Source organism: Mycobacterium sp. 1423905.2 (assembly GCF_001673155.1).
Classification (GTDB): Bacteria; Actinomycetota; Actinomycetes; order Mycobacteriales; family Mycobacteriaceae; genus Mycobacterium.
Genome location: NZ_LZLE01000125.1, coordinates 1 through 24,952, shown reverse-complemented (window position 1 = coordinate 24,952; position 24,952 = coordinate 1). Strand labels below are relative to the sequence as shown.

26 protein-coding genes and 1 pseudogene are annotated in these 24,952 nt (G+C 65.2%); 15 read left to right on the top strand and 12 right to left on the bottom strand.

All coding sequences use genetic code 11. The annotated features are described in order from the left end of the window. The 3 genes from A9W95_RS06980 to A9W95_RS06970 form a co-directional block, all read left to right on the top strand. Positions 1-851 (top strand): acyl-CoA dehydrogenase family protein (locus A9W95_RS06980; protein WP_067410078.1); only part of this gene is annotated, 851 nt, incomplete at its 5' end. An 83-nt stretch (positions 852-934) separates the two neighbouring features. Then, entirely contained in the window at positions 935-2,437 is a 1,503-nt protein-coding gene (gene fadD17, locus A9W95_RS06975; protein ID WP_067410072.1) for a long-chain-fatty-acid--CoA ligase FadD17, read from the top strand. 8 nt (positions 2,438-2,445) lie between these two features. Then, entirely contained in the window at positions 2,446-3,156 is a 711-nt protein-coding gene (locus A9W95_RS06970) for a serine hydrolase (RefSeq protein ID WP_067410070.1), read from the top strand. Between the two features lie 6 nt (positions 3,157-3,162). On the opposite strand, the gene A9W95_RS06965 is transcribed toward A9W95_RS06970, so the two are convergent. The 4 genes from A9W95_RS06965 to A9W95_RS06950 all read right to left on the bottom strand — a co-directional run bounded on the left by A9W95_RS06965 (position 3,163) and on the right by A9W95_RS06950 (position 8,125). After that, entirely contained in the window at positions 3,163-4,710 is a 1,548-nt protein-coding gene (locus A9W95_RS06965; protein ID WP_067410068.1) for an acetolactate synthase large subunit, read from the bottom strand. Further along, on the bottom strand, positions 4,707-5,534 hold the full coding sequence (locus A9W95_RS06960; RefSeq protein ID WP_067410067.1) for an amidohydrolase family protein: 828 nt from the start codon (positions 5,532-5,534) through the stop codon (positions 4,707-4,709). Before A9W95_RS06960 ends, A9W95_RS06965 begins: the two co-directional genes overlap by 4 nt. Before the next feature lie 183 nt (positions 5,535-5,717). Next, on the bottom strand, positions 5,718-6,488 hold the full coding sequence (locus A9W95_RS06955; RefSeq protein ID WP_067410065.1) for a fructosamine kinase family protein: 771 nt from the start codon (positions 6,486-6,488) through the stop codon (positions 5,718-5,720). Further along, positions 6,485-8,125 (bottom strand): acyl-CoA synthetase, encoded by a 1,641-nt coding sequence (locus A9W95_RS06950; RefSeq protein WP_067410062.1) that lies wholly within the window; start codon positions 8,123-8,125, stop codon positions 6,485-6,487. The genes A9W95_RS06955 and A9W95_RS06950 overlap by 4 nt, the downstream gene beginning before the upstream one ends. A gap of 69 nt (positions 8,126-8,194) precedes the next feature. On the opposite strand from A9W95_RS06950, the gene A9W95_RS06945 reads away from it, so the two are divergent. Continuing rightward, positions 8,195-9,016 (top strand): crotonase/enoyl-CoA hydratase family protein, encoded by an 822-nt coding sequence (locus tag A9W95_RS06945; protein WP_067410077.1) that lies wholly within the window; start codon positions 8,195-8,197, stop codon positions 9,014-9,016. 105 nt (positions 9,017-9,121) lie between these two features. On the opposite strand, the gene A9W95_RS06940 is transcribed toward A9W95_RS06945, so the two are convergent. Next, on the bottom strand, positions 9,122-10,345 hold the full coding sequence (locus A9W95_RS06940; RefSeq protein ID WP_067410060.1) for a cytochrome P450: 1,224 nt from the start codon (positions 10,343-10,345) through the stop codon (positions 9,122-9,124). 28 nt (positions 10,346-10,373) lie between these two features. On the opposite strand from A9W95_RS06940, the gene A9W95_RS06935 reads away from it, so the two are divergent. Then, positions 10,374-11,084 (top strand): acetoacetate decarboxylase family protein, encoded by a 711-nt coding sequence (locus tag A9W95_RS06935; protein WP_067410058.1) that lies wholly within the window; start codon positions 10,374-10,376, stop codon positions 11,082-11,084. A gap of 49 nt (positions 11,085-11,133) precedes the next feature. Here A9W95_RS06935 and A9W95_RS06930 read toward each other — a convergent pair whose 3' ends face one another. Next, a complete protein-coding gene (locus A9W95_RS06930) occupies positions 11,134-12,165 on the bottom strand; it encodes an LLM class F420-dependent oxidoreductase (protein ID WP_067410056.1) in 1,032 nt (343 codons plus the stop codon). 82 nt (positions 12,166-12,247) lie between these two features. Between A9W95_RS06930 and A9W95_RS06925 the strand changes: the two genes are divergently transcribed. Genes A9W95_RS06925 through A9W95_RS06900 form a run of 6 tightly spaced genes read left to right on the top strand, consistent with a single transcriptional unit; the run spans position 12,248 to position 17,641 of the window. Further along, positions 12,248-13,252: a Zn-ribbon domain-containing OB-fold protein gene (locus A9W95_RS06925; RefSeq protein ID WP_067410054.1), complete on the top strand. Its 1,005-nt coding sequence runs from the start codon at positions 12,248-12,250 to the stop codon at positions 13,250-13,252. Positions 13,253-13,267: 15 nt separating this feature from the next. Continuing rightward, on the top strand, positions 13,268-14,332 hold the full coding sequence (locus A9W95_RS06920) for a thiolase domain-containing protein (protein ID WP_067410052.1): 1,065 nt from the start codon (positions 13,268-13,270) through the stop codon (positions 14,330-14,332). Continuing rightward, positions 14,332-15,510: a thiolase domain-containing protein gene (locus A9W95_RS06915; RefSeq protein WP_067410049.1), complete on the top strand. Its 1,179-nt coding sequence runs from the start codon at positions 14,332-14,334 to the stop codon at positions 15,508-15,510. The genes A9W95_RS06920 and A9W95_RS06915 overlap by 1 nt, the downstream gene beginning before the upstream one ends. Positions 15,511-15,515: 5 nt before the next feature. Next, complete coding sequence (locus A9W95_RS06910; protein ID WP_067410076.1) at positions 15,516-16,397, top strand: TIGR03619 family F420-dependent LLM class oxidoreductase; 882 nt, start codon at positions 15,516-15,518, stop codon at positions 16,395-16,397. Continuing rightward, positions 16,394-16,816: a nuclear transport factor 2 family protein gene (locus tag A9W95_RS06905; RefSeq protein ID WP_067410047.1), complete on the top strand. Its 423-nt coding sequence runs from the start codon at positions 16,394-16,396 to the stop codon at positions 16,814-16,816. The genes A9W95_RS06910 and A9W95_RS06905 overlap by 4 nt, the downstream gene beginning before the upstream one ends. A 39-nt stretch (positions 16,817-16,855) precedes the next feature. After that, a complete protein-coding gene (locus A9W95_RS06900) occupies positions 16,856-17,641 on the top strand; it encodes an alpha/beta hydrolase (RefSeq protein ID WP_067410046.1) in 786 nt (261 codons plus the stop codon). On the opposite strand, the gene A9W95_RS06895 is transcribed toward A9W95_RS06900, so the two are convergent. After that, positions 17,638-18,162, bottom strand: a complete 525-nt coding sequence (locus A9W95_RS06895; RefSeq protein WP_067410045.1) for a gamma carbonic anhydrase family protein — start codon at positions 18,160-18,162, stop codon at positions 17,638-17,640. The genes A9W95_RS06900 and A9W95_RS06895 overlap by 4 nt on opposite strands. A gap of 113 nt (positions 18,163-18,275) precedes the next feature. Here A9W95_RS06895 and A9W95_RS06890 point away from each other — a divergent pair, with 113 nt between their 5' ends. The 3 genes from A9W95_RS06890 to A9W95_RS06880 all read left to right on the top strand — a co-directional run bounded on the left by A9W95_RS06890 (position 18,276) and on the right by A9W95_RS06880 (position 20,419). Then, entirely contained in the window at positions 18,276-19,433 is a 1,158-nt protein-coding gene (locus A9W95_RS06890; RefSeq protein WP_067410043.1) for a Rieske 2Fe-2S domain-containing protein, read from the top strand. A gap of 5 nt (positions 19,434-19,438) precedes the next feature. Further along, positions 19,439-19,882, top strand: a complete 444-nt coding sequence (locus tag A9W95_RS06885) for a hypothetical protein (RefSeq protein ID WP_067410041.1) — start codon at positions 19,439-19,441, stop codon at positions 19,880-19,882. Positions 19,883-20,095: 213 nt separating this feature from the next. Next, positions 20,096-20,419, top strand: coding sequence for a DUF732 domain-containing protein (locus tag A9W95_RS06880; RefSeq protein WP_067410038.1), 324 nt, complete (start codon positions 20,096-20,098; stop codon positions 20,417-20,419). Between the two features lie 16 nt (positions 20,420-20,435). Here A9W95_RS06880 and A9W95_RS06875 read toward each other — a convergent pair whose 3' ends face one another. The 4 genes from A9W95_RS06875 to A9W95_RS06860 form a co-directional block, all read right to left on the bottom strand. Beyond that, on the bottom strand, positions 20,436-21,581 hold the full coding sequence (locus A9W95_RS06875; RefSeq protein WP_067410035.1) for a sulfotransferase: 1,146 nt from the start codon (positions 21,579-21,581) through the stop codon (positions 20,436-20,438). Continuing rightward, the gene (locus A9W95_RS06870; RefSeq protein ID WP_067410075.1) at positions 21,581-22,363 is read right to left on the bottom strand and encodes an SDR family oxidoreductase; all 783 of its coding nucleotides are present in this window, start codon (positions 22,361-22,363) and stop codon (positions 21,581-21,583) included. The genes A9W95_RS06875 and A9W95_RS06870 overlap by 1 nt, the downstream gene beginning before the upstream one ends. A 2-nt stretch (positions 22,364-22,365) precedes the next feature. Beyond that, entirely contained in the window at positions 22,366-23,493 is a 1,128-nt protein-coding gene (locus A9W95_RS06865; protein ID WP_067410032.1) for a hypothetical protein, read from the bottom strand. A gap of 89 nt (positions 23,494-23,582) precedes the next feature. Next, positions 23,583-23,852, bottom strand: coding sequence for a hypothetical protein (locus A9W95_RS06860; protein ID WP_067410030.1), 270 nt, complete (start codon positions 23,850-23,852; stop codon positions 23,583-23,585). Between the two features lie 239 nt (positions 23,853-24,091). Here A9W95_RS06860 and A9W95_RS06855 point away from each other — a divergent pair, with 239 nt between their 5' ends. After that, positions 24,092-24,571 carry a hypothetical protein gene (locus A9W95_RS06855; RefSeq protein ID WP_082982942.1) on the top strand — a complete coding sequence of 160 codons (480 nt, stop codon included), beginning with the start codon at positions 24,092-24,094 and terminating at the stop codon, positions 24,569-24,571. Positions 24,572-24,594: 23 nt separating this feature from the next. Here the strand turns inward: A9W95_RS06855 and A9W95_RS27195 are convergent. Further along, a pseudogene (locus A9W95_RS27195) lies at positions 24,595-24,952 on the bottom strand (hypothetical protein); the annotation flags it as partial.

Sequence of the window (24,952 nt, the reverse complement as noted above, 5' to 3'; positions counted from 1 at the left end):
CCGCGGTGCCGTACCTGGAGTCGGTGGTGCTGGGTTCTGGCGCCCTGGCCCGGTTCGGATCCGATGAGCTGCAACAGGATTGGGGCGTGTCGGCGGTCAAGGGCGAAAAGATACTCTCTGTTGCGCTCGACGGTGAAATGGGTGAGGGGCCGGTACAGGCCGCCAGCGCCGGGGACGGTTTCCGGCTTACCGGCACTCGCACTCAGGTCGGTTACGGACCGGTGGCAGACGCTTTTCTGGTGCCCGCCGAAACGGATTCGGGCCCCGCAGTTTTCCTTGTCTCCGCCGCTGACCCCGGGGTGACGGTGACTGCGCTGCAGACCACGGGGCTGGGCAGCGTCGGGCATCTGGCGCTGGACGGTACCGAGGTCGACGGCGCGCGCCGCGTCGGCGGCGGTGAGGTCGTGACCTGGCTGAGCACTCTGGCCACGCTGGGCCGCACCGCCTACCAGCTCGGCGTGCTGGAGCGGGGCCTGCAGATGACCGCCGAATACGCCCGCACGCGTGAGCAATTCGATCGTCCCATCGGGTCCTTCCAGGCCGTGTCACAACGTTTGGCCGACGGCTACATCGACGTCAAGGGGTTGCGCTTGACGCTCACCCAAGCGGCCTGGCGGGTGTCGGAGGATGTGCCCGCTGACATCGACGTCGCCAGTGCGGCGTTCTGGGCCGCCGACGCCGGTCACCGGGTGGCCCACACCATCGTGCACGTGCACGGTGGTGTCGGCGTCGACACCGATCATCCGGTGCACCGGTATTTCCTGGCCGCAAAAGAGATCGAGTTCGCTCTCGGTGGGGCCACCGGGCAACTGCGGCGCATCGGTCGTGAACTGGCCGAGACACCGGCTTAGTCGGCCGCCGAGCGTGAGGCCAGACGCACGCTCGCGTCCGAACGTGAAGACAGCTTCACATTCGAGACCGTGGGGAACGGCGAATGGATGACCTGACCGTCACCACACTGCTGGTGCCGCTCGCCGAAATCGACGACCGCGGTGTCTACTTCGAGGACTCGTTCGTCAGCTGGCGCGATCACCTGCGACACGGTGCCGCGATCGCCGCTGCATTACGTGCGCGGCTCGACCCGTCGCGCCCGCCGCACGTCGGTGTGTTGCTGCAGAACACACCGTTTTTCTCGGCGACGCTGATTGCCGCAGGGATGTCCGGAATCGTTCCGGTAGGGCTCAATCCGGTACGGCGCGGCGCCGCGCTGGTCCGTGATATCGAGCGTGCCGACTGCCAATTGGTCCTTGCCGACTCGGAATCGGCGGCCGCCCTGGACGGTATTGATTTCGTCGATGTCGATTCCCGGCAATGGGCAGATGAGGTGGCCGCGCAATCGGATGCCGAGCTGCACTTCCAATCCGCCTCGCCGACGGACCTTTTCATGTTGATCTACACCTCGGGCACCAGCGGTGACCCCAAGGCGGTGAAGTGCAGCCACAGCAAGGTGGCCATCGCCGGGACGGCGATGGCGCAACGCTTCGACCTCGGCCGCGACGATGTCTGCTACGTGTCGATGCCGTTGTTCCACTCCAACGCCGTGTTGGTCGGCTGGGCGGTGGCCGCGGCCTGCCAAGGCTCGATGGCGTTGCGGCGCAAGTTCTCCGCGTCGCAGTTCTTGCCTGATGTGCGCCGCTACGGCGCCACCTACGCCAACTACGTCGGCAAGCCGCTGTCCTACGTGCTCTCGACTCCGGAACAACCCGACGATGCGGACAATCCACTGCGCGCGGTATACGGCAACGAAGGTGTGACCGCCGATCTCGAGCGTTTCGCCCGCCGGTTCGGGTGTGTCGTGCAAGACGGGTTCGGCTCCACCGAAGGTGGGGTGGCGATCGCCCGCACCCCTGATACTCCGCCCGGTTCGCTGGGGCCGCTGCCCGACGGCATCGGGATCGTCGACCCCGGTACTGGAGAGCCCTGTCCGGCCGGTGTGGTCGGCGAGTTGGTGAATACCGCGGGCCGCGGACGTTTCGAGGGTTACTACAACGACGAGGCGGCCGAGGCGCAGCGGATGGCCGGCGGTGTCTACCACAGTGGTGATTTGGCTTACCGGGACGAGGCGGGATACGTCTACTTCGCTGGCCGGTTGGGTGATTGGATGCGGGTCGACGGCGAGAACCTCGGCACCGCGCCGATCGAGCGGGTCTTGTTGCGTCATCCGGAGGTCGCTGAGGTTGCGGTGTATGCGGTACCCGATCCGGTGGTCGGTGACCAGGTGATGGCCGCGCTGGTGCTAGCCCCGGGCGCGGAGTTCGACGCCGAGAAGTTCCGGGCCTTCCTCGCCGAGCAACCCGACCTCGGGCCCAAGCAGTGGCCGGCCTACGTGCGGGTCAGCGCCGCACTGCCGGGAACCGTGACGTTCAAGGTGCTCAAACGTCAGCTGTCGGCCGAAGGGGTCGACTGCCCCGACCCGGTATTCCCGATTCCGCGGTAACTGCGAGGATGTCTCTTCCGTCTCCACAGCCAGGACTCTTGGCCGACTTCGACCAACTGGCCAAGGCCATCCCGGCTACCGTGGGCGTCGCTGTGGCCACACCGGGCGCAGACCACGTGTGGTCGCTGGGCCGGTGGTCGACCGGCGTGGCCTGGTCCACGATCAAGGTGCCCGTAGCCATCGCTGCGCTGCGCAGCAACGCTTCTCGCGCAAGAGATCTGGCGGAGAAGGCAATTACCGAGTCCGACAATCCGGCCTCCGAGCAATTGTGGTCCTTGCTCGGCGACCCTCGTGACGCCGCCCGCGCCGTACAGGCCGTGCTCCAAGCCGCTGGTGACACCGAGACGAATGTCGAGTCACAGCGACTTCGGCCCGGCTACACCCCTTTCGGGCAGACCGAATGGACACTGGCCAATCAGGCGCGCTTCGCCGCCAACATCAGCGGTGTCTCCGGCGCAGACATCGTCGTGGACTTGATGCGCCGGCTCGTCGACGAGCAACGCTGGGGGCTGGCCGCCAAAGGCGTGAGCGCCAAAGGCGGTTGGGGGCCGGGGAGGGACCGGGATTACCTGGTTCGGCAGTTCGGCATCGTGCCCGCCGCGCCGGGACCCGTAGGCGTCGCGCTGGCCGCCGATGCCGCTACCTTCGAGGCCGGAGTCGCAGCCATCGATCAGCTGTCCCAGTGGCTTTGGGATCATCTCGGCGAAATCGCGGGATAACAACCGTCAGCCCAGAAGGGAAGGCACCACCGCGTCGATCAGGTGCGGGCCCGGTTCGCTCAACGCGGCGCGCAGCGCCTCGGCCAACTCCTCGCAAGTGCTCACCCGCTGCGCCGGCACCCCCATGCCTTCGGCGATCTTCACGAAATCCATTGCTGGACGGCTCAAGTCGAGCAGATCCTGCGCCTTGGGGCCGGGCGCGGACCCGGCGCCGACGCGCTGCAGTTCGATCCGCAGGATGTCGTATGCGCCGTTGTTGTAGATCACAGTGGTCACGTCGAGGTTCTCCCGGGCCTGAGTCCACAGCCCCGAAATCGTGTACATGGCAGAGCCGTCGGATTCCAGGCACAGCACGGGCCGGTCCGGGGCGGCGATAGCGGCGCCCACCGCGGCCGGGATGCCGTAACCGATCGCCCCGCCAGTCAGCGTCAACCAGTCATGTGTCGGCGCTCCGGCGGTGGCTTGCGCTAAGAGCAGGCCAGAAGTGTTGGATTCGTCGACGACGATTGCCCGTTCGGGCAGCAGCGCGCCGATCACGTCGGCCGCCGACGCGGAAGTCAACGCGCCCGCCGGTAGTTGCGGGCGCGACTCGGGAGCCAGCGGCGCCATCGTCCCAGGCGCCAGTTTGTCTGCCAGAGTAAGCAAAGCCGTTGCGGCACCGGAAGCTTCGGCCAGCGGGTGTACCTCGCATCCCGCCGGTACCAGGTCGCTCGGCATGCCGGGGTAGGCAAAGAAGGACACCGGCGACTTGGCACCGGCCAGCACCAGGTGCTTGGAGCCGTTCAACTGCGCGCTGGCCGCCTCGGCAAAGTAGGCCAACCGGTCGACGGCCGGCACACCGGCGCCGCGCTCGAGGCGAGTCGGGAACGTCTCGCACAACAACTGGGCCCCGGTCGCTGCGGCAATGCGCGCGGCGGCGGACAGTCCCGGGCCGCGGGTGGCGTCTCCCCCGATCAGGATCGTCGTCGACTCTTCCGAGCGCAGCAGTTCGGCTACTGACGCTACGTTGTCATTGGCTGTAACGGGTTGGGGCGTCAGCGGACTACCCGGCTGCGCGCCGTCGGACCAGGACGCGTCGGCGGGCAGGATCAGCGTGGCGATCTGCGAGCCGGTCCGGCTGGCGGCCACCGCCTCAGCCGCATCGGCGCCGACCTCACCGACGGTCTCGCTGCGGCGCAGCCATCCCGAAACCGTGCCGGCGACCGCGTCGATGTCGGATTCCAACGGGGCGTCGTATTTCTTGTGATAGGTCGCGTGATCGCCGACGACGACCAACATGGGCACCCGGGCGCGACGTGCGTTGTGCAGATTCGCCAGGCCGTTGCCCAGGCCGGGGCCAAGGTGCAGCAGTACCGCCGCCGGGCGGTCGGCGATGCGTGCATAGCCGTCGGCCGCTCCGGTCGCGACCCCTTCGAAAAGGGTGAGCACACCGCGCATTTGGGCGACGGTGTCCAGCGCCGCGACGAAATGCATCTCCGAGGTGCCGGGATTGGCGAAGCACACGTCGATCCCACCGTCGACCAACGTGTTGATCAGCGCTTGAGCACCGTTCACGGGGTTGCCTCCACTTTGAAGATTCGTTGAGCGTTGCCGCGCAGGAAGTCGTGGCGCGCTTCATCGCTCAGCCCTAACTCCTCGAGACCCGCTAAGGCGTGCTCAGGGACGATCATCGGGTAATTGGTGCCGAACAAGACTTTGCGTTGCCCGGTACCGGTTTTCATGAATCTGATCAGCTCTTCGGGCAGGCGCCGGATGGTGTAGGCGGAGGTATCGATGTACACGTTCTCGTGCTTGCGGGCCACCGCGACCATCTCCTCAGTCCAGGGATAACCGACATGTCCGCACACGATGACCAGTTCGGGGAAGTCCAGCGCGACTTGGTCGATGTAGGGAATGGGACGCCCGGTCTCCGACGGTCGCAACGGACCGGTATGCCCGACCTGCGTACAGAACGGGACGTCCGACTCCACACATTGGGCGAACAGCGGATAGTAGCGCCGGTCCGTGGGCGGTGCGTCCCACAGCCAGGGCACCACGCGCAGCCCGACGAATCCTTCGCCGACCCGCCGGCGCAGCTCGCGGACGGCCTGCATCGGGCGGTCCAGGTCGACGGTCGCCAGTCCTTTGAACCGGTCGGGGTGGGCACCGACCCATTCGGCGACCTCGTCGTTGGAGATCAGATCCTGCCCGTTGGGACCCCGCCATGCGCTGAGCAGTCCGAGGCTGATATCGGCGGCGTCCATCGCCGCGAGCGTCACCGCCAGTGGGATGTCGCCGTCCGGGATGGTGCCACCGGTCCAGCGGCGCAGCGAGGCAAGCATGTCGCTGCGTAGGAACCGCGCAGTCGGGTGTTGCATCCACACGTCGATCGTCGTCATTGCGGCTTCGACACTAGCCCGCCGACGATGCGCGCCGCGGAGCGGAGCGAGGAGGAGGCGGGCCATCGGGCACCAGCCCGCCGACGATGTGCGCCGCGGAGCGGAGCGAGGAGGAGGCGGGCCATCGGACACTAGCCCGCCGACGATGCGCGCCGCGGAGCGGAGCGAGGAGGAGGCGGGCCGTCAGGCGTCCAACACCGCGCGGACGACTTGACTCGTCCGCCGTGCATGTCCACCGCCGAACAGCACAACATGGGCGAGCAGCGGATACAGCTGGTGCAGTCCGATGCGGCCGCGCCAACCAGGCCGCAGAGGGTGCACGTCCTGATATCCGTCGATGACCGCCTCGTAGTGCGGGCACCCGAACAGGGCCAGCATCGCCAAATCGGCCTCGCGGTGACCCGCGTGCGCGGCCGGGTCGACCAGCACCACGCCGTCGGGAGTCCACATCACGTTGCCGCCCCACAAATCCCCGTGCAGCCGCGCCGGCTGGTCGTCGTCGTCGTAGTCACCGGCGCGGCAGCGGGCCATCACCGTCTCGATGCCCGCGCGGGTCGAGGCGTCCAAGCCCGCCGTCGCCAGGTCGGCCATGGGCGCCAGCCGCTCGTCGGCATAGAAATCCCCCCAGCGTTGGTGCCGACGCAGGGACATGGGCAGCGGCTGAGACAACGGTCCGAAGAATCCCGGCCCGTCCCATCGGTCCGGCCCCGCGCCGAATGCGGGAGCGCCGGCGTTATGAGTGACGGCCAGCCGGCTGCCGAAAGCGCGTGCCGCGGCAACGGTCGGGGGGACCGAATCGAGCCGCCGCAGCGTCAACCGCGTCGCGTCAACCGCAACGACGTCCGCGCATGGCGCACCGCCCTCGACATCCGAAAGCCATTGCAGCCCTGCCGCTTCCCAGGCGAAGTATCCAGCGGGCGCATCCGGGTGCTGCTTGACGAAGTCGCCTGTCACGCACCCGATGCCACGTGGGCGGCGTGCACGTCGTCGGCTGGGCGCGCCTCGGTCTGCTCCTTGGCCCAGCGGTAGTCAGGCTTGCCCGCCGGCGACCGCTTCACCTCGTCGACCAACCAAAGACTGCGCGGCACTTTGTATCCGGCGATCTCCGAACGCACAAAAGTGTCCAAGTCAGCCAACGAAGGCCGGCTCCCTTCGCGAGGTTGCACGACGGCGGCCACGCATTGGCCGTACCGCGCGTCGGGCACACCGACGACCAGCGCGTCGAACACGTCGGGGTGTCCTTTCAACGCCGCCTCGACCTCTTCGGGGTAGATCTTCTCCCCGCCGCTGTTGATCGAGACCGACCCGCGGCCCAGCATTGTGACCGTGCCGTCTTCTTCGACCAGCGCATAGTCCCCGGGAATCGCGTAGCGCACACCGTTGATGGTTTTAAACGTCTCGGCCGTCTTCTTCTCGTCCTTGTAGTAGCCGACGGGAATGTTGCCCTTCTTCGCGATGAAGCCGCGCACGCCCGAGCCGGGCTTGACCTCGTTGCCGTCCTCGTCGAGGACGACGGTGCGGTGATCGATGCTCACCCGTGGACCTCCACTGTGCGGGGCACCCGAGGCGACGATACTGGTGCCACCGAACCCGGTCTCCGAGGAGCCGATCGAGTCGGTGATAACCCGATTCGGCAGCAGCTCCAGCAGTTTCTCCTTGATGCTGGGGGAGAACAGCGCCGCGGTGCTGGCTAGCAAGAACAGCGACGACAGGTCGTAGTCGTTGTCTTTCTGCAGCGCATCGAGCAAGGGGCGGGCCATCGCGTCACCGGTGAAGAACAGCAGGTTGACCTTGTGTTTGTGGATGGTGCGCCATACCTCGTCGGCGTTGAATTCCGGTGCCAGTACGGTGGTTTGGCCGGAGAAGATCGACATCCAGGTCGCCGACTGGGTGGCGCCGTGGATCATCGGCGGAATGGGGTAGCGGACCATCGGCGGATTGGCCGCGGCGCCTTTGGCCAGGTCGTACTCATCCTTGATGAATTCGCCTGTGGCGAAGTCTGTTCCGCCGAACAAGACCCGGTAGATGTCCTCGTGGCGCCACATCACGCCCTTGGGAAACCCGGTGGTGCCGCCGGTGTAGAGCAGGTAGATGTCATCGGCGCTGCGCTCGCCGAAGTCACGCTCGGGTGAGCTGTCGGCGAACGCGGAGTAGAACTCGACGCCGCCGTAGCGCTGGTAGTCGTTGTCGCTGCCGTCCTCGATGACCAGGATGGTCTTGACGTTGGGCGTCTCGGGCAGCACGTTGGCGACCCGATCGGAGTACTGGCGCTCGTGGACCAGGGCGACCATGTCGGAGTTGTCGAACAGGTAGCGCAGTTCGCCCTCGACATACCGGTAGTTGACGTTGACCAAAATCGCGCCGGCCTTGACGATGCCGAGCATCGCGATGACGATCTCGATGCGGTTGCGGCAGTAGAGTCCGACCTTGTCGTCCTTCTTGACGCCTCGCTCGATGAGGTAGTGGGCGAGGCGGTTGGCCTTCTCCTCGAGCTCGGCGTAGGTCAACTGCTCGTCACCGCAGATCAGGGCGACACGGTCCGGCACAGCGTCGATGGCGTGCTCAGCAAGATCAGCAATATTCAGGGCCACGGCACTAAATTAGAACGTGTTACATTTCCTGACAAGCTCATGCCCATTGTCGTGCGAAAGGCGGTAGCCGTGGTAGAGGCGCCAGCAAACACTGAGTCGGCCCCCTCCGAGCCCGATGCCTTGGTGGAACAGCGCGGTCACACCCTCATCGTGACCCTGAACCGACCCCAAGCTCGTAACGCGCTGAGCACGGAAATGATGGAAATCATGGTGCAAGCCTGGGACCGCGTCGACAACGATCCAGACATCCGTTGCTGCATCCTCACCGGGGCCGGTGGCTACTTTTGCGCGGGCATGGACCTCAAGGCCGCAACCAAGAAGCCGCCGGGTGAGTCCTTCAAAGACGGCAGCTACGACCCGTCACGCATCGACGCTCTACTGAAGGGTCGCCGGCTCACCAAACCACTGATCGCCGCCGTCGAAGGGCCCGCGATCGCGGGCGGCACCGAGATCCTGCAGGGCACCGACATCCGCATCGCCGGTGAAAGCGCCAAGTTCGGTATCTCGGAGGCCAAGTGGAGCCTCTACCCGATGGGCGGGTCGGCGGTGCGGCTGGTGCGCCAGATCCCCTACACCGTCGCGTGCGACCTACTGCTGACCGGCCGGCACATCACCGCTCCCGAGGCGAAGGAAATGGGTCTGATCGGTCACGTGGTGCCCGACGGACAGGCGCTGACCAAGGCGTTGGAGATCGCCGAGCTGATCGAGAACAATGGGCCCTTAGCCGTGCAGGCGATCCTGAAGACCATCCGGGAAACCGAGGGCATGCACGAGAACGAGGCGTTCAAGATCGACACCCAGATCGGCATCAGTGTGTTCTTGTCCGACGACGCCAAAGAAGGCCCCCGCGCGTTCGCCGAGAAGCGCAAGCCCAACTTCCAAAACCGCTAGCGCGCGACTCCCCTAGCGCGAGACCCGCTACCGCGAGCAGACGCAAAATCGCACGGATTGCCGCCGATTCATGCGATTTTGCGTCTGCTCGGCGAGGAATTGGAGTCAGCTCAGCGGCTTGGTGGGGGTGAACACCACCGGCATCGACTCCAACCCGCTGACGAAGTTCGCCGGCCGCAACGGCAACGACGCGTCCTCGGAGGCCAGCCGCAGGTCCGGCAGTCGTTGCAGCACCCGTGCCGTCATGAGCGTCAGCTCCAAGCGGGCCAGCTGATTGCCCAGGCAGAAATGGGTGCCGAAGCCGAACGCTAGATGACTGTTCGGGTTTCGCTGAATGTCGAATTTCTCCGGATGGGTGAACACCGTTTCGTCGAAGTTCGCCGACTCGAACAGCAGCATGATCTTCTCGCCTTCATGCAGCGCCGTGCCGTGAAAGTCCATGTCGGCGGTCAACATTCGGCACATGTTCTTCACCGGCGCGGTCCAGCGCAGCATCTCTTCGATGGCACCAGGCAGCAACGACGGATCGCGCTGCAGCAGGTCCCATTGGTCGCGGTTGCGCAGGAGCTGTTCGGTGCCGCCGCTGAGCGTGTGTCGGGTGGTCTCGTCGCCGCCGATCAGGATCAGCAGCGTTTCCATGATCAGTTCGTCGTCGCTGAGTCGCTCGCCGTCGACCTCAGAACTCACCAACACGCTGACCAAGTCGTCGGTGGGCTCTTCTCGCCGCGCCGCGATCGTGGCCCGGGTGAATTCGTTGTACGCGGCGAACGCGTCCATAGTGACCTGGAAATCGTCTTCGGACACATGGGAACTCAGGAACGTCACCAGATCGTCGGACCACTTGAGGAACATGTCGCGCTGATCCGGACGCACCCCGAGCATGTCCCCGATCACCGCCATGGGCAGCGGCGCGGCCAGGTCCCGAACGAAGTCGCACTCGCCGCGTTCACACACCGCGTCGATCAACGCGTCACACAGGGCGGCAATCGATTCCTCTTTGTCCTTGACCCGCTTACGGGTGAAGCCGGCGTTGACCAGCTTGCGCCGCAACAGATGTGCCGGGTCGTCCATGTCGATCATCATCGGCATGGCCGGTTGGTCCGGCCTGATACCGCCGGCGTTGGAGAACAGTTCGGGCTGACGTTCGGCATCGATGACGGCCTGATAGGTCGAGGCGGCGGCCAGGCCGTTGCGATCGCGAAAAACCGGCTGGTTCGCCCGCATCCAGCGATACGCCTCGCGCGCTTTGCGACTGCCGTAGAACGTGCCGTCAGTCAGATCGACGTCTGGTCTGGTCTCCGATGCGGCTTCGGCCACCACTTCAGTCATCACAATCCTCCGGTTTACAGTGAGCGTTATGCCTGTCTCGCAACACACCATCGCCGGCACGGTGCTCACCATGCCGGTTCGCATCCGCGTGGCCAATGTTCATTCCGGGATGTTCTCCGTGTCCGCCGCTGCCGCACAGCGCCTCGTCGACTACAGCGGGCTCGAAGTGTGCGAATACCTGCCGGGCAAGGCGATCGTCATGCAGATGCTGGTGCGCTACGTCGACGGAGACCTCGGGAAGTACCACGAGTACGGTACCGCGATCATGGTGAATCCACACGGCTCGCACGCCCGCGGTCCGGCCGCGCTCGCCAAGGCCGCGGCGTTCATCCACCACCTGCCGGTAGACCAGTCGTTCACGCTGGAAGCCGGCCGCACCATTTGGGGATTCCCGAAGATCATGGCGGACTTCAGTGTTCGCGAGGGCTCGAAGTTCAGCTTCGACGTCAGCACCGACGGCCAGCTGATCGCCGGCATCGAGTTCAGCCGCGGCTTGCCCGTCCCGACCCGCGGCACGCAGGTGCTCAAGACCTATTCCCACCTCGACGGTGTCACCCGGGAGATCCCCTGGGAGATGAAGATGTCCGGCTTGCGGGCCCGGCTCGGTGGCGCGCGGATGCACTTGGGCGATCACCCCTACGCCAACGAGCTGGCATCGCTGGGCTTGCCCAAGCGCGCGTTGGCGTCCCAGTCGGCGGCCAACGTGGAGATGACCTTCGGCGACGCACACGCGCTCTGAACGCACCCGGCCAATCTAGAACGCGTTCTAATCGCCTGGCAAGGACCGGCTAAACCAGCGCCGCCAGCTCCCGGACCTGCTCAACGCTGCGGGCCGCGACCACCATCATGGTCACCCCGGCGGCTTCCCAGGCCTTGATTTGCTTACGGACGTAGTCGAGATCGCCGACGATCATGGCGTCGTCGACCAGCTCGTCCGGGATGACTTCGGCGGCCTTGTCCTTCTGGTTGGACCGAAACAGCTTGGTGACGTCTTCGACCACCTGCGCGTAGCCCATCCGCCGGTAGACGTCGGCGTGGAAGTTGGTGTCCTCCGCGCCCATGCCGCCCATGTACAGCGCCAGGTAAGGCTTGATCGCGGTGAAAGCGGCCGCCCGGTCGTCGCTGACTACCACTTGCGCCGTCGCGCAAATCTCGAAATCTTCGCGGCTGCGCCGGGCTCCTGGACGCGCGAAGCCCTCGTCCAGCCACTCGTTGTACATGTCGGCCATGCGCGGTGTGTAGAAGATCGGCAGCCATCCGTCACAGATTTCGGCGGCCATCGCTACATTCTTCGGGCCCTCAGCGCCGAGCATGATCGGAATGTCGGCGCGCAGCGGGTGGGTAATCGGCTTGAGCGCCTTGCCCAAGCCGGTGGTGCGCTCGCCGGTCAGGGGCAGCGGGTAGTGCGGGCCGGCGCTGGTCACCGGCTTCTCCCGGGCCCACACCTGGCGAATGATGTCGATGTATTCCCGGGTCCGGGCCAGCGGCTTGGGGAAGGGTTGCCCGTACCAACCCTCGACCACCTGCGGACCGGACACGCCCAGGCCGAGGATGTGCCGGCCGCCGCTGAGGTGATCCAGGGTCAACGCCGCCATCGCGCAGGCCGTCGGGGTTCGCGCGGACAGTTGCACCACCGAAGTGCCCAGGCGAACCCGGTGCGTCGACGACCCCCACCAAGCCAGCGGGGTGTAGGCGTCAGATCCCCAGGCTTCGGCGGTGAAGACGGCGTCGAACCCCGCCTCTTCGGCGGCGGCGACGAACTCCGCGGCGTTCTCCGGCGGCTTGGCGCCCCAATACCCCAGCTGCAATCCGAGCTTCATGATTAGTACCTTTCCCGGCGGGAGAACACACCGTTGTGAACCGATGTTGAAACCGTTCTTAGAACCTGTTCTACTCGAAGGCGTGACAGCCAGTTCGAGCGGCCCGGGCCTGATCGATCACCGTGAGCCGCCCCTTTCAGCGCCGTTGACATTGTCCTTCGACTACACCCGTTCGGTGGGTCCGACGTTAGGTAAATTCTTTACCGCATTGCGCGACCGCCACATCTTGGGAGTGCGAGGAACCGATGGGCGGGTACATGTCCCACCACCGGAATACGACCCGGTTACCTACGAACCGCTGGGCGAGATGGTACCGGTGTCCAGCGTCGGCACGGTGGTCTCCTGGACCTGGCAGCCCGAGCCCTTGGAAGGCCAGCCGCTGGACCGACCGTTCGCCTGGGCACTGATCAAACTCGACGGCGCCGACACCCCGCTGATGCACGCGGTGGACGCCGGTACGCCGGAGGCGATCAAGACCGGCACCCGGGTCCACGTGCATTGGGCCGACGAAACGGTGGGCGCCATCACCGACATCGCGTACTTCGCACTCGGCGGCGAAGCCGAACCGGTGAGCGAGAAAGCCAACGATCAGGATCCGGTGTCGATGATCATCACGCCGATCCACATGACGATCCAGCACACCGCCTCCCATGAGGAAAGCGCGTACCTACGGGCCATCGCCGAGGGCAAACTGCTGGGTGCGCGCACCAAAGGGGCAGACGGCGAAGAAGGCAAGGTGTACTTCCCGCCGCACGGCGCCGATCCCGCCACCGGGCAACCCACCACCGAGTTCGTCGAGTTGCCGGACAAGGGCACGGTTACGACGTTCGCCATCATCAACATCCCGTTCCAGGGCCAGCGCATCAAGCCGCCATACGTGGCCGCCTATGTGCTTCTCGACGGCGCCGACATCCCGTTCTTGCACTTGGTCGCCGACGTCGACGCAAATGAGGTCCGGATGGGCATGCGCGTCGAGGCGGTATGGAAACCCCGCGACCAGTGGGGATACGGCATCGACAACATCGAATACTTCCGGCCCACCGGCGAACCCGACGCCGACTACGACACCTACCGCCACCACCTGTAAAGGGCTTACTTACCCATGAGCGCTCGCAACGTCGCGGTCGTCGGCTTTGCCCACGCCCCACACGTACGCCGCACCGACGGCACCACCAACGGCGTCGAAATGTTGATGCCATGTTTCGCACAGCTCTACGAAGACCTCGGCATCACCAAAGGCGACATCGGCTTCTGGTGTTCCGGGTCCTCGGATTACCTTGCCGGACGCGCTTTTTCGTTTATCTCGGCGATCGACTCGATCGGCGCCGTGCCGCCGATCAACGAGTCACATGTGGAGATGGACGCCGCCTGGGCGCTGTACGAGGCCTACATCAAGATCCTCACCGGCGAAGTCGACACCGCGCTGGTGTACGGCTTCGGGAAGTCCTCGGCCGGCGTGCTGCGCCGCATCCTGTCCCGCCAGACCGACCCCTACACCGTCGCACCGCTGTGGCCCGACTCCGTCTCGATGGCCGGGTTGCAAGCCCGCATCGGGCTCGACGCCGACAAGTGGAGCTACGAGCAGATGGCGCGGGTGGCCTTTGATGCCTTCGCCAACGCCCGCCGGGTCGACTCCGTCGAGCCGGCGATCAGCATCGACGATCTGCTGGAACGGCCGTTCTTCGCCGAGCCGCTGCGCCGCCACGACATCGCACCGATCACCGACGGCGCCGCGGCCATCGTGCTCGCCGCCGACGACCGTGCCCGCGAATTGCGGGAAAACCCAGCTTGGATCACCGGAATCGAACACCGCATCGAGTCCCCGGCGCTGGGTGTGCGCGACCTGACCGAATCGCCGTCCACGCAGGCGGCGGCAAGGGCGGCGACGAACGATGACGTGCGCACCATCGAGGTGGCCGAGATCCACGCACCGTTCACCCACCAGCACCTGATCGTCGCCGAAGCGATCCGGCTGCCCGGGGCCACGAAGATCAACCCGTCCGGGGGCGCCTTGGCGGCCAACCCCATGTTCGTCGCCGGCCTGGAACGCATCGGCTTTGCGGCACAACATATTTGGAACGGGTCGGCCAAGCGCGTGCTGGCACACGCCACCAGCGGGCCGGCGCTGCAACAAAACCTGGTCGCGGTGATGGAAGGGAAGAACTGATGGCCGGCGCAGGGGCACAACTTGCCGCGGTACTTGGCACCGGGCAGACCAAGTACGTCGCCAAACGTCAAGACGTGTCGATGAACGGAATGGTCCGCGAGGCCATCGACCGCGCGCTGGAGGATTCCGGGTCCACCTTCGACGACATCGACGCCGTCGTCGTCGGCAAGGCGCCCGACTTCTTCGAGGGTGTCATGATGCCCGAGCTGTTCATGGCCGACGCGGTGGGCGCCAGCGGCAAGCCGCTGATTCGGGTGCACACCGCCGGTTCGGTCGGCGGCTCCACCGGAGTGGTCGCCGCCAGCCTGGTCCAGTCCGGGAAGTACCGCCGCGTCCTGGCGATGGCTTGGGAGAAGCAGTCGGAGTCAAACGCCATGTGGGCGTTGTCGATTCCGATCCCCTTCATCAAGCCCGTCGGCGCCGGCGCCGGTGGCTACTTCGCTCCGCACGTGCGCGCCTACATCCGCCGCTCCGGAGCACCGACTCACATCGGGGCCATGGTGGCGGTGAAGGACCGCTTGAACGGCAGCCGAAACCCGTTGGCCCACCTGCAGCAACCCGACGTCACCGTCGAGAAGGTGATGTCCTCTCCCATGCTGTGGGACCCGATCCGCTACGACGAGACCTGCCCGTCGTCAGACGGTGCCTGCGCGGTGGTGATCGGTAACGAGGAGATCGCCGACGCCCAGTTGGCACAGGGGCGTCCGGTGGCGTGGATCCACGCCACCGCGCTGCGCACCGAGCCATTGGCGTTCGCCGGCCGCGACCAGGTCAGTCCGCAGGCGGGTCGGGACGCCGCCGCCGCTTTGTGGAAGGCGGCCGGAATCACCAGCCCGATCGACGAGATCGACGCTGCCGAGATATACGTGCCGTTCTCCTGGTTCGAGCCGATGTGGTTGGAAAACCTCGGTTTCGCCGCCGAGGGTGAAGGCTGGAAACTGACCGAAGCGGGCGAGACGGCCATTGGAGGTCGGCTGCCGGTCAACCCGTCCGGCGGGGTGCTGTCGTCCAACCCGATCGGGGCGTCGGGCTTGATCCGCTTCGCGGAGGCGGCGATCCAGGTGATGGACAAGGGTGGGGACCACCAAGTTCCTAATGTGCGAAAGGCGCTCGGTCACGCTTACGGCGGGGGTTCGCAGTACTACTCCATGTGGGTGGTCGGGAAGGACAAACCGTGACCCGGATGCAGTACACCTGCAGCATTGCGATGGGTCCGATCGACCAACTGGTCGAGATCGCCAAAACCGCAGAAGAAGTCGGGTTCGACAACATCGCGTTGCCGGATTCGCTGTTTTACATGGAGAAGGCCGCCGCCGACTATCCGTACACCCCCGACGGGTCGCGGATGTGGGACGAGAACACTCCGTGGGTCGACCCGCTGATTGCCGCGGGCGCCATGGGCGCGGTCACCTCGACGCTGCGGTTCTACACCAATGTGATGAAACTCGGCTCGCGTAATCCCTTGCTACTCGCCCGACAGGTTGGCTCAGTCGCCAACCTCACCAACAACCGATTCGGCTTCGGTGTCGGCATCGGCTGGGCGCCAGAAGAATTCGAGTGGTGCGGAGTGCCGTACAAGCGTCGCGGCGCGCGGGTCGACGAAATGATCGAAGTGATCAAGCTGGTGCTGGCCGGCGGCATGGTCGAATTTCACGGCGAGTTCTACAATTTCGACCGGTTACAGATGAGTCCCGCGCCGAGCAAGCCGGTGCCGTTCTACGTCGGTGGACACACCGATGTGGCGTTGCGCCGCGCGGCGCGCGTCGGCGACGGCTGGACCAGCGCAATGATGACCGCCGAACAACTCGGTGAAACCATCGGCAAGCTGAACAAGCTGCGCGCCGAATTCGGCCGGGAAGACCAGCCTTTCGAATTCCAGGCGGTGTGTATCGACAAGTTCGGCGTCGACGGACATCGTGAACTCGCCGATCTCGGAGTCACCGACAACATCGTGATCCCGTGGGTTTTCGACGGATTGAGCTTTGACGCTCCGCTGGACAAGAAGCAGGACTCGATGAAGCGCTTCGCCGACACTTACATTCACTCGGGCTGGCAGGACGCATGAGCGCTCCTACGCAGACCAAGCATCCCGCGCACGAGGCGGGCCGCCGCTCCCGTGACGCGGTCATGGCCCGGGACAAGGAAGCCTGGCTGGCGGTATTCGCCGACGACGCGATCGTCGAAGATCCCATCGGCCCGTCGGCCTTCGACCCGGAAGGTAAGGGACACCGCGGCCGCGACGCCATCTCGGCGTTTTGGGACACCGCCATTGCCCCTACCACCAAGATCGAATTCGTCTTCCGCGACACCTACCAGTGCGGCAACGAGGAAGCCAACGTCGGCCACATTCTCATCACCTCCGGTGACTACCAGATCACCGCCGAAGGCGTGTTCACCTACAAAGCCAACGACGAGGGCAAGTTGGTGGCATTGCGTGCCTTTTGGGAGATGGACCGGGCCGCGGCGAGCGCCCGCAAGGTATAGCAGTTCCCAGTCGGCACATCTGCTGTCACCCTTGTCTCTGTGTCCGCCAAGCACGTCGTTCTCGTCCATGGCTCGTGGAGCCGAGGGGCGCAGTGGGCCCCCGCCCGGGCGGCCTTCGAGGACCGCGGCTTCACGGTCCACACGCCAACCCTCCGACATCACCAGCTTCCGTTGGCCGAGGGTGCGGAGAAGATTGCGCGATTGAGCATTCGCGACTACGTCGCTGATCTATCGAGCCTGGTCTGCTCGCTCGACTCCCCGGCGCTGTTGGTCGGCCATTCACTGGGCGGTCTACTGGTTCAGCTGGTGGCCGCTCGCGCCGCGCATGCCGGCGTGATCGCGGCGTGTCCATCGTCAGTGGGCCCGTCTGGCCTGAACCGAACGACACTCGGGATCGCGATGGCGCATGCCGTGCAGCCACGCCCATGGGCGAAACCAGTTCACCCACCGACGTGGCAACGGTTCCGTCGCGCCGTCGCAACCGCCCAAACCGAAGACGTTGCGCGTCAGGCTTTCACCGACCTGGTCTGCGAGTCCGGGCGGGTGCTGTTCTTCGAACTGGCGATGCCGTGGCTGGACCGCGCCGGGGCGGCCAAGGTCGACCCCGGCGTGGTCCCCGGGCCCATGCTTGTCGTCGCCGGCGAAAGGGACCGTATCGTGCCGCCGCGGTTGGCACGCCGGATCGCCGGCCGGTATTCGAATGCCAGCTACGTGGAGATCCCGGGGTCCGATCACCTGGTGTTCTACGGTGCGGCGCTGCCGATCACCATGAGCTACATCGACGAATGGATCGCCAGGCAAGTGCGCCCGGTCGGCGAACTTTAGATCGGCTCCAGCCCGGCCAGGTGCCGCTGAGCGAGGTCGCGGTAGGCCTGCGGGTTGACCTTGACCCACATCTCGGCGCCGGTTCCCGCGATCGGCCCCTTCACTTTCGCAGGGGCGCCCGTCACCAGCACGCCCTCCGGGATTTTGGTGCCCGCAACCACCAGGGAATGCGCCGCCACCAGACTGCGCGCGCCGATGACCGCGCCGTCCAGGACCGTCGCATGGTTGGCGATCAACGCCTCGGGACCCACGTGCACGCCGTGGATGACGCACATGTGTGCCACCGTCGCGCCGGGACCGATGTCGACCGGAATGCCTGGTGGGGCGTGTAGCACCGACCCGTCCTGCACATTGGCACCTTCGCGCACCACGATCGGCGCGTAGTCGGCGCGTAGTACGGCGTTGAACCAGACCGATGCCCCCGCCTCAACAATGACGTCGCCGATCAAAGTGGCGGTCGGGGCCACGAACGCGGTGGGGTCGACGCGCGGCGCGCGACCCTCGAAAGCAAACAGTGGCATCGTCTAGATATACCGCCCTTCGCGCGTTTGCCAGGGCCAGACCCGCCTCGTTGCGCGCTACTGCTGAAAAACTGTAACGTGTTCTAGTTAGAGGACCGAGTTGGAGGTGACAGGTGAGTACCGACAGTGCAGCGGTCGGCATCCGGGAAATCGATTCCGGCACCTTGCCGACCCGATATGCCCGTGGCTGGCATTGCCTGGGCGTGGCCAAGGACTTCCAGGACGGCAAGCCGCACGCGATTCAGGCGTTCGGCACCAAGCTGGTGGTCTTCGCCGACTCCCACGGTGACCTCAAGGTTCTCGACGGCTACTGCCGGCACATGGGGGGCGACCTGTCCGAAGGCACCATCAAGGGCGACGAGATCGCCTGCCCCTTCCACGATTGGCGCTGGGGCGGTGACGGGCGCTGCAAACTGGTGCCGTACGCCAAACGCACCCCAAAAACGGCCCGCACCCGCTCTTGGACCACGGATGTGCGCAGCGGCTTGCTGTTCGTCTGGCACGACCACGAAGGCAACCCGCCGGACCCCGCCGTCCGCATTCCGGAAATCCCCGAGTACACCAGCGGCGAGTGGACCGATTGGCGGTGGAACCGCATCCTCATCGAGGGCTCCAACTGCCGCGACATCATCGACAACGTCACCGACATGGCGCACTTCTTCTACATCCATTTCGGGTTGCCGACGTACTTCAAGAACGTCTTCGAGGGCCACATCGCCTCGCAGTACCTGCACAACGTGGGCCGGCCTGACGTCAACGACTTGGGGACCTCCTACGGCGAAGCGCATCTGGACTCCGAGGCGTCCTACTTCGGCCCGTCGTTCATGATCAACTGGCTGCACAATCGCTACGGTGACTACAAGGCCGAGTCGATCCTGATCAACTGTCATTACCCGGTCACCCAGGATTCGTTCGTCTTGCAGTGGGGCGTCATCGTCGAAAAGCCCAAGGGCATGGACGAAGCGATGACCGATAAGTTGTCCCGGGTATTCACCGAAGGCGTCAGCAAGGGCTTCCTGCAGGACGTCGAGATCTGGAAACACAAGACGCGCATCGACAATCCGCTACTGGTGGAAGAGGACGGCGCGGTGTATCAGCTGCGTCGCTGGTACCAGCAGTTCTATGTCGACGTCGCCGACATCCAACCCGAGATGGTGGAACGCTTCGAAATCGAGGTCGACACCACCCGAGCCAACGAGTTCTGGAACGCCGAGGTGGAGCAGAACCTCAAGGCCAGGGAATCCGAAGACGTACCGGCGGAGCAGCACTAGCCGACATGGCTGATGAGCAGCAAGTTCCCGACGTCGATCAGCTAGCCCGATCGATGCTGCTGCTGCACGGTGACCATCACGCTCACGAGGAGACGCCCGCACGCGAAGGCGGGTCTGGATCCTGGTCGAAGTCCAGAGACTTCGCCGACGATCCCCAACGTGCCGCCGCCGTGGCCGAAGCCAGCCGCGCCGACCGGGAACGCTACCTCACGGCCGGCCTGCAACCGGTGGACTGCCGGTTTTGTCATGTCACGGTGACGGTGCGCAAGCTCGGGCCGGGTCACACTGCGGTGCAGTGGAATTCCGAAGCGTCGCAGCGCTGCGCGCACTTCGCCGAAATCCGGGCCGCCGGCGGGGAGACCGCCCGGGCCAAAGCTTGCCCACGGTTGAGCGACAGCATCGAACACGCTGTCGCTGAAGGGATCATCGAGCACCTTACCGGCGACTGACGCAGTCGAACCGGCAGTTAACGATGGGTGCATAACACGCGAATTTGGGCCGGTGCCGGTGTGGCAGCCGCGCGCGCAGGTTACTTCCGTTTACGGCGAGCGACGTGCCGATGACAGTAGGTCAGATCGCTAGCGCGATTGCACCGCGCGCTGTCTGAGCCGACGCCTCACCAAATCACCCGCAGCAGCGATGAACTCAGGGGGTAATTCCAGATGAGTAAACGCCTAATTGCAGCAGTGGCCATCGGAGTGCTTGGGCCGCTCGGCGCGGTCTCGACCGCTCATGCCGACGCCAACGATGCCAAATTCCTTGCCGCGCTTCGCTCCGAGGGCATCACCGATCACATACCGGCCGACTACGCCATCCAGGCCGCTCACGCGATTTGCCAAAACCTGGAGAGCGGCAAGTCGCCCAAGGACATGGCGACCGAAATGGTGGACAAGGGCGAGATGCCCGCCTACCACGCCGGCTACTTCGTCGGAGCGAGTATCCAGGACTACTGCCCGCAGCAGATGCCGAAGTTGCAAGGCAGCTGATCGCAGCAGCGCCGGACTACAGCCCGGCGAACCGCTCCTTGACCTCCTCGGCGGTCAGCCCATAGTCGGCCAGCGAGTAGGAATGTTTGGGGGCGCGCGGTCCTTGCTTGCTCTCGGCATGGATGTCGGCCATGGACTGCCGGGCTTCGTCGGTCAGCGTGATCCCGAAGTGACGGTAGATGTCGGCCACCGTCCCCAACGGATCGGCGATCAAGTCGTGGTAGTCAACGTCGTAGAACTGAGCCGAATCATATTTGGCCCGTGCGGCATTGAAGCGTTCCAGACCGCGGGACCAGGTTTCCATTGCGTCCGCACCGATTTGGGCGCCGGTGAAGGTGGTTGACCAGCCCTCCGCGGTGTGCTGGGCCAGCGAACACATTGACGCCATGATGGTTTCGACCGGGCGGTGCGTCTGGATGACCAGTGCGTCGGGATAGGTCGCCATCAACGCGTCCAGGGCAAACAGGTGGCTTGGGTTCTTCAACACCCACCGCTTGTCGGCGTCGTTGAGTCCAATCAGCTGAAGGTTTTTCCGGTGCCGCTGATAGGACGGCGTCCAGTCCTGACGGGACAACCACTGCGCGTAGCTGGGCAGGTGCGCCAGCGTCTCGTAGGAAACCGAATGCAGCGACTGCCGCAGCAGCTGCCAGCACTCCTCCAGCTCGTAGGCGGCCATGAAATGCAGGCCGGTGTAGTCGGGATTTTCTTGATGATGCTGGGTGAATTGCGCATCCAACTGGCGGTACATCGGATTCGATTCCCAAGTGTCGCGGGGAGGGCGTGGCTGGGGGAACTCGGCCAGCCACAGATGCAGACCCTGGTGTGCCGGGTCGGCGCCCAGGAGTCGGTGCAGCGCGGTGGTGCCGGTACGCACCAACCCGGTGACGAAGATCGGTCGCCCTATCACCACGTCGGCGTGTTGGGGGTACTGCTTCCAGGCAGCCTCCGACAACAACCGCGCCACCAACGCACCGCGCAGAAAGAACCGATTCATCTTGCTGCCCAGCACCGTTAGCCCGGCCTCGCGTTGGTAGGAGTCGAGCAAGACGCCCAGCGCCTCGCGGTAGTTGTCGTCGTCGGTGCCGAAGTCGTCGAGTCCGACCAGCTTGGTCGCTGAAGCGTGCAGGTCCTCGACGGTGCCTACATCAGTTCGCTCAGCCATCAGTTGTGGTACTCCCCGCAGTTGACGTCCAGGGTCTGGCCGGTGATGCCGCTGGACAGGTCGCTGGCGAAGAACAGGATGGCCGAAGCCACCTCCTCCTCGGTGGGCAACCGCTTGAGGTCGGAGTTTGCGGCGGTGGCCTGGTAGATCTGGTCCACCGTGGTGCCGTACTTACCGGCCTGGTGTTCGAAGTAGGCCTGCAACGTGTCACCCCAGATATAACCGGGGGCAACGGAATTCACGCGAATCCCCTTCTCCCCCAGCTCGGTGGCCAGCGAGTGCGACATGGCCAGCAAGGCGGATTTGGCCATCTTGTAGGCGCCATATTTGGCCTGTGAGTGCCGGATCACCATGGAGTTGACGTTGATGACCGAGCCGTGGGCCTCGGCCAGCGCCGAGGTGAACCCCTGGATGAGCCGCAGCGCCCCTAGCGCACTGAGCTCGATCGCGTCGCGGATGTGCTGAAATGTGGTACCTGCCAACGGCTTCATCGACGGCACCCGGAACGCGTTGTTGATCAGCACGTCGACTTTGCCGTACGCCGCCAACGACGCGTCGACCAGGTTGCTCACCTGTTCGTCGTCGACGATGTCGGTGGGCACGGCGACGGCTCGCCGCCCGGTGTCGGTGATCTGTTTGGCGACGTCATCCAGCCGGTCGGCGCTGCGCGCCGCCAACACCAGGTCGGCGCCGGCGTTGGCGCATCGGTGCGCCAACGTGGTGCCGAGCCCGGGGCCCACACCACTGATGACGACGATCTTGCCGTCTAGCATCCCTGTCATGATCACCCCAGCATCCTGGCCGCAATTTGCTGCTGGCGCAGTGCGATTCGCGCGCGCCAGTCGTCTTCGGAGATCTTGTTGTGGTCGAAATACGGTAGTGACGCCGGGATCGCGTCCACGTCGACCAGCTCGACGGTCGGTCCGTCGGCCTCGCTCAACTGGCGCGACACCCGCTGCCAGCGGAACTGCAGAAAGCCGCGCCGATGGCCGACGGTCTCCACCCAATTCGTCACACCAGGGTTTTGCTCCGCGACGACGATGCGAATCTTGCCGTCCGGATCCTGTTGTGCCTGAGTGGCATTCAGCGAGGTCTGGTGGTTGATGTAGTCCAATGAGATGTACCACATGCTGCCCAACTGGAAACCCAGGTACGGAGCGTCGGTCACCGGCAGGGTGATTACCAGCGCCTGGTCCGGCCGCAGCTCGAAGTGGCCGGCCGACGAGTATTGAGTGGCCAGCCCGCCGGGTGTCAACCGAGGCGCGACCATGGTGTTGACCGGTATGTCGAGATAGAACCACTGCGGGAACTGCAACCACGTCTTGACCCGGTTGACGAGCTGCTTTCCTGCTGTGGCGTAACGCTTTTCAATAGTGTGACGAGTCAGCGGCGGCGGCGCGGTGCCCGCGGTGTCCAGCCGCGAGATGGCCAGCGTGCCGCGTTGCTGCGACCAGTCGCCGTATACCTCGCGGATCACGAGTTGGCCGTTGCTGGTCGGGCGCACCCGCCACTGGAAGCTGCCGTCTTCGGCGATGTCGAGTTCCCGGTCGTCGAACGCCGCCTGGCTGGCGGGCACGTTGTCATCGGTGTACTCGCCGCCGAGCAACTGGAAACTCAGGTCGGTCGTGGTTCCGCGCCGGCCGGTGACGACATAGTCGTGGTCGGCGTGCACCCGAGTACCGAAGTACAAGGTGTCCGGATTGTCCAGGCCCATCTTGGCGAACGGACCGGTACCGGACTGCAGGAAAGGGTGGTCGCGCTCGTAGTCGAACGCCAGATGGGTACAGGCGGCGATGCAGCCGGCTAGGTACTGCAGCCCTTCCAGCAGGTCGGCTTCGGTCTCGATGAAGGGCGCTTCGGCGACCAGCTTTTCTGCTTCCGCGATCGCTGCAGTGAGAGGTTCAGAGAACACGACCTCGACGCTAGAACGTGTTCTACTTTTTCGTCAATGGCGAACATTCCCGCGCGTCGCCAACAGCATTTAGAGACGACGCCCGCTCACTACGATGTGCACTGCTGCGACAAGTCGATCAGATGCTGCCGGACATCCGGATGCCGATTCAGGTAGTCAATGACGTTGCCGCCGCCACCCTCCGCCTGAGATTTGGACTGCAACTGCTGCTTCACGTCGGGATGCCGGGTTAGGTATGAGTCGATCGATTGACCCACAGTCTGATTACATGGGTCCGCGTTGGCCACCGGCATGGCGAGTATTGCCGAGGCGATGGTGCTCAGCAGAGCACCGGCCATCAGACCCCTGAATACGGTCATCGGATAGCTCCTTCGATACGGATGTGGGCACTGCTCGGGCAATTACGAGGTTACGCGCCGTCAAGCTGGCCGCACTAAGCTCGCTTTTCATGAGTACTCGCGGTGAAGAGTTTGGTGGCAGCGGTCGGACGACTGGCCGGTATCCGGTTCCTCCGCAAACGGAACCCTTGCCGCGCGAAGCCAGCCCACCCGACTTCAGTGTCGTTCCCCCGCAACGTCGTCGGCCTTCCTTGACGACCATGGGCGTAGGGCTGGCCATCGTGTTGGCGACGGTCGCCCTGGTGTTGTCCCTGATCTCGCTGCTGACCCAACCCACGGCGACGCCGGCGGCCAGCGCACCGAACCCGCCTCCGGTGGCCGTTGCGGACAAGGCGTTGTGTCAGGCGATCGGACCGTTGATGAAAGAGAACGACGACCGCAGCAACGCGTTTTTGGCCACCGGTGAGGCGGGCTCACCGGAACGCGACGGCGCGTTGCCCAAGTTCGTCACTGACACTCAGGACTGGGCGCGCCGCACCCAGCAAGCCTTGGACGCGCACGCGGCCCCACCCCGGCTGGTGACTCGGGCGCTGCAGCGTTACGTCGACGACATGCAGTTATTCGTCGCCAGCGTGCGCCCCGGCCCCGGGACCCAGTACGACGAGGCCGCCTGGACCGACAGCATCGTGGCATACGGCGGTGTGCTGGCCACCTGCCAACAGATCGGCGTCGGCTGGTGACGTCGGCGCTTTAAGTCGCGGTGTCAGTACGGCTGCAGCGGGACCCAAACCCCGTACAGCCAGAACCCCCACTGCTGGTAGTACGGGTCCCACCCCGGCAGCACGTCGAAGCCCAGGTAGTTGAGCGTGGGAGCCACCCAACCCGCCGGGGGCGGCCACGGTCCCCAGCCGCCGAACGGCGTCAATGCGTCTCTGAGCGGCGCGCCCCAACCCAGCGGGGGCGGTGGGGGAGGCCCCCAGCCCCAGGGCGCTCGCCCGAAGCCCCACGGGGCAGGACCGGCCTGGCACGGCGGCGGAATCAGATGCAGCCGCGGACTTCGGAAACCGACATTCCAGAGCAGGTCGCCGAGCGGCGCGCCTGGTCCGCGGAAGTCGCCCCGG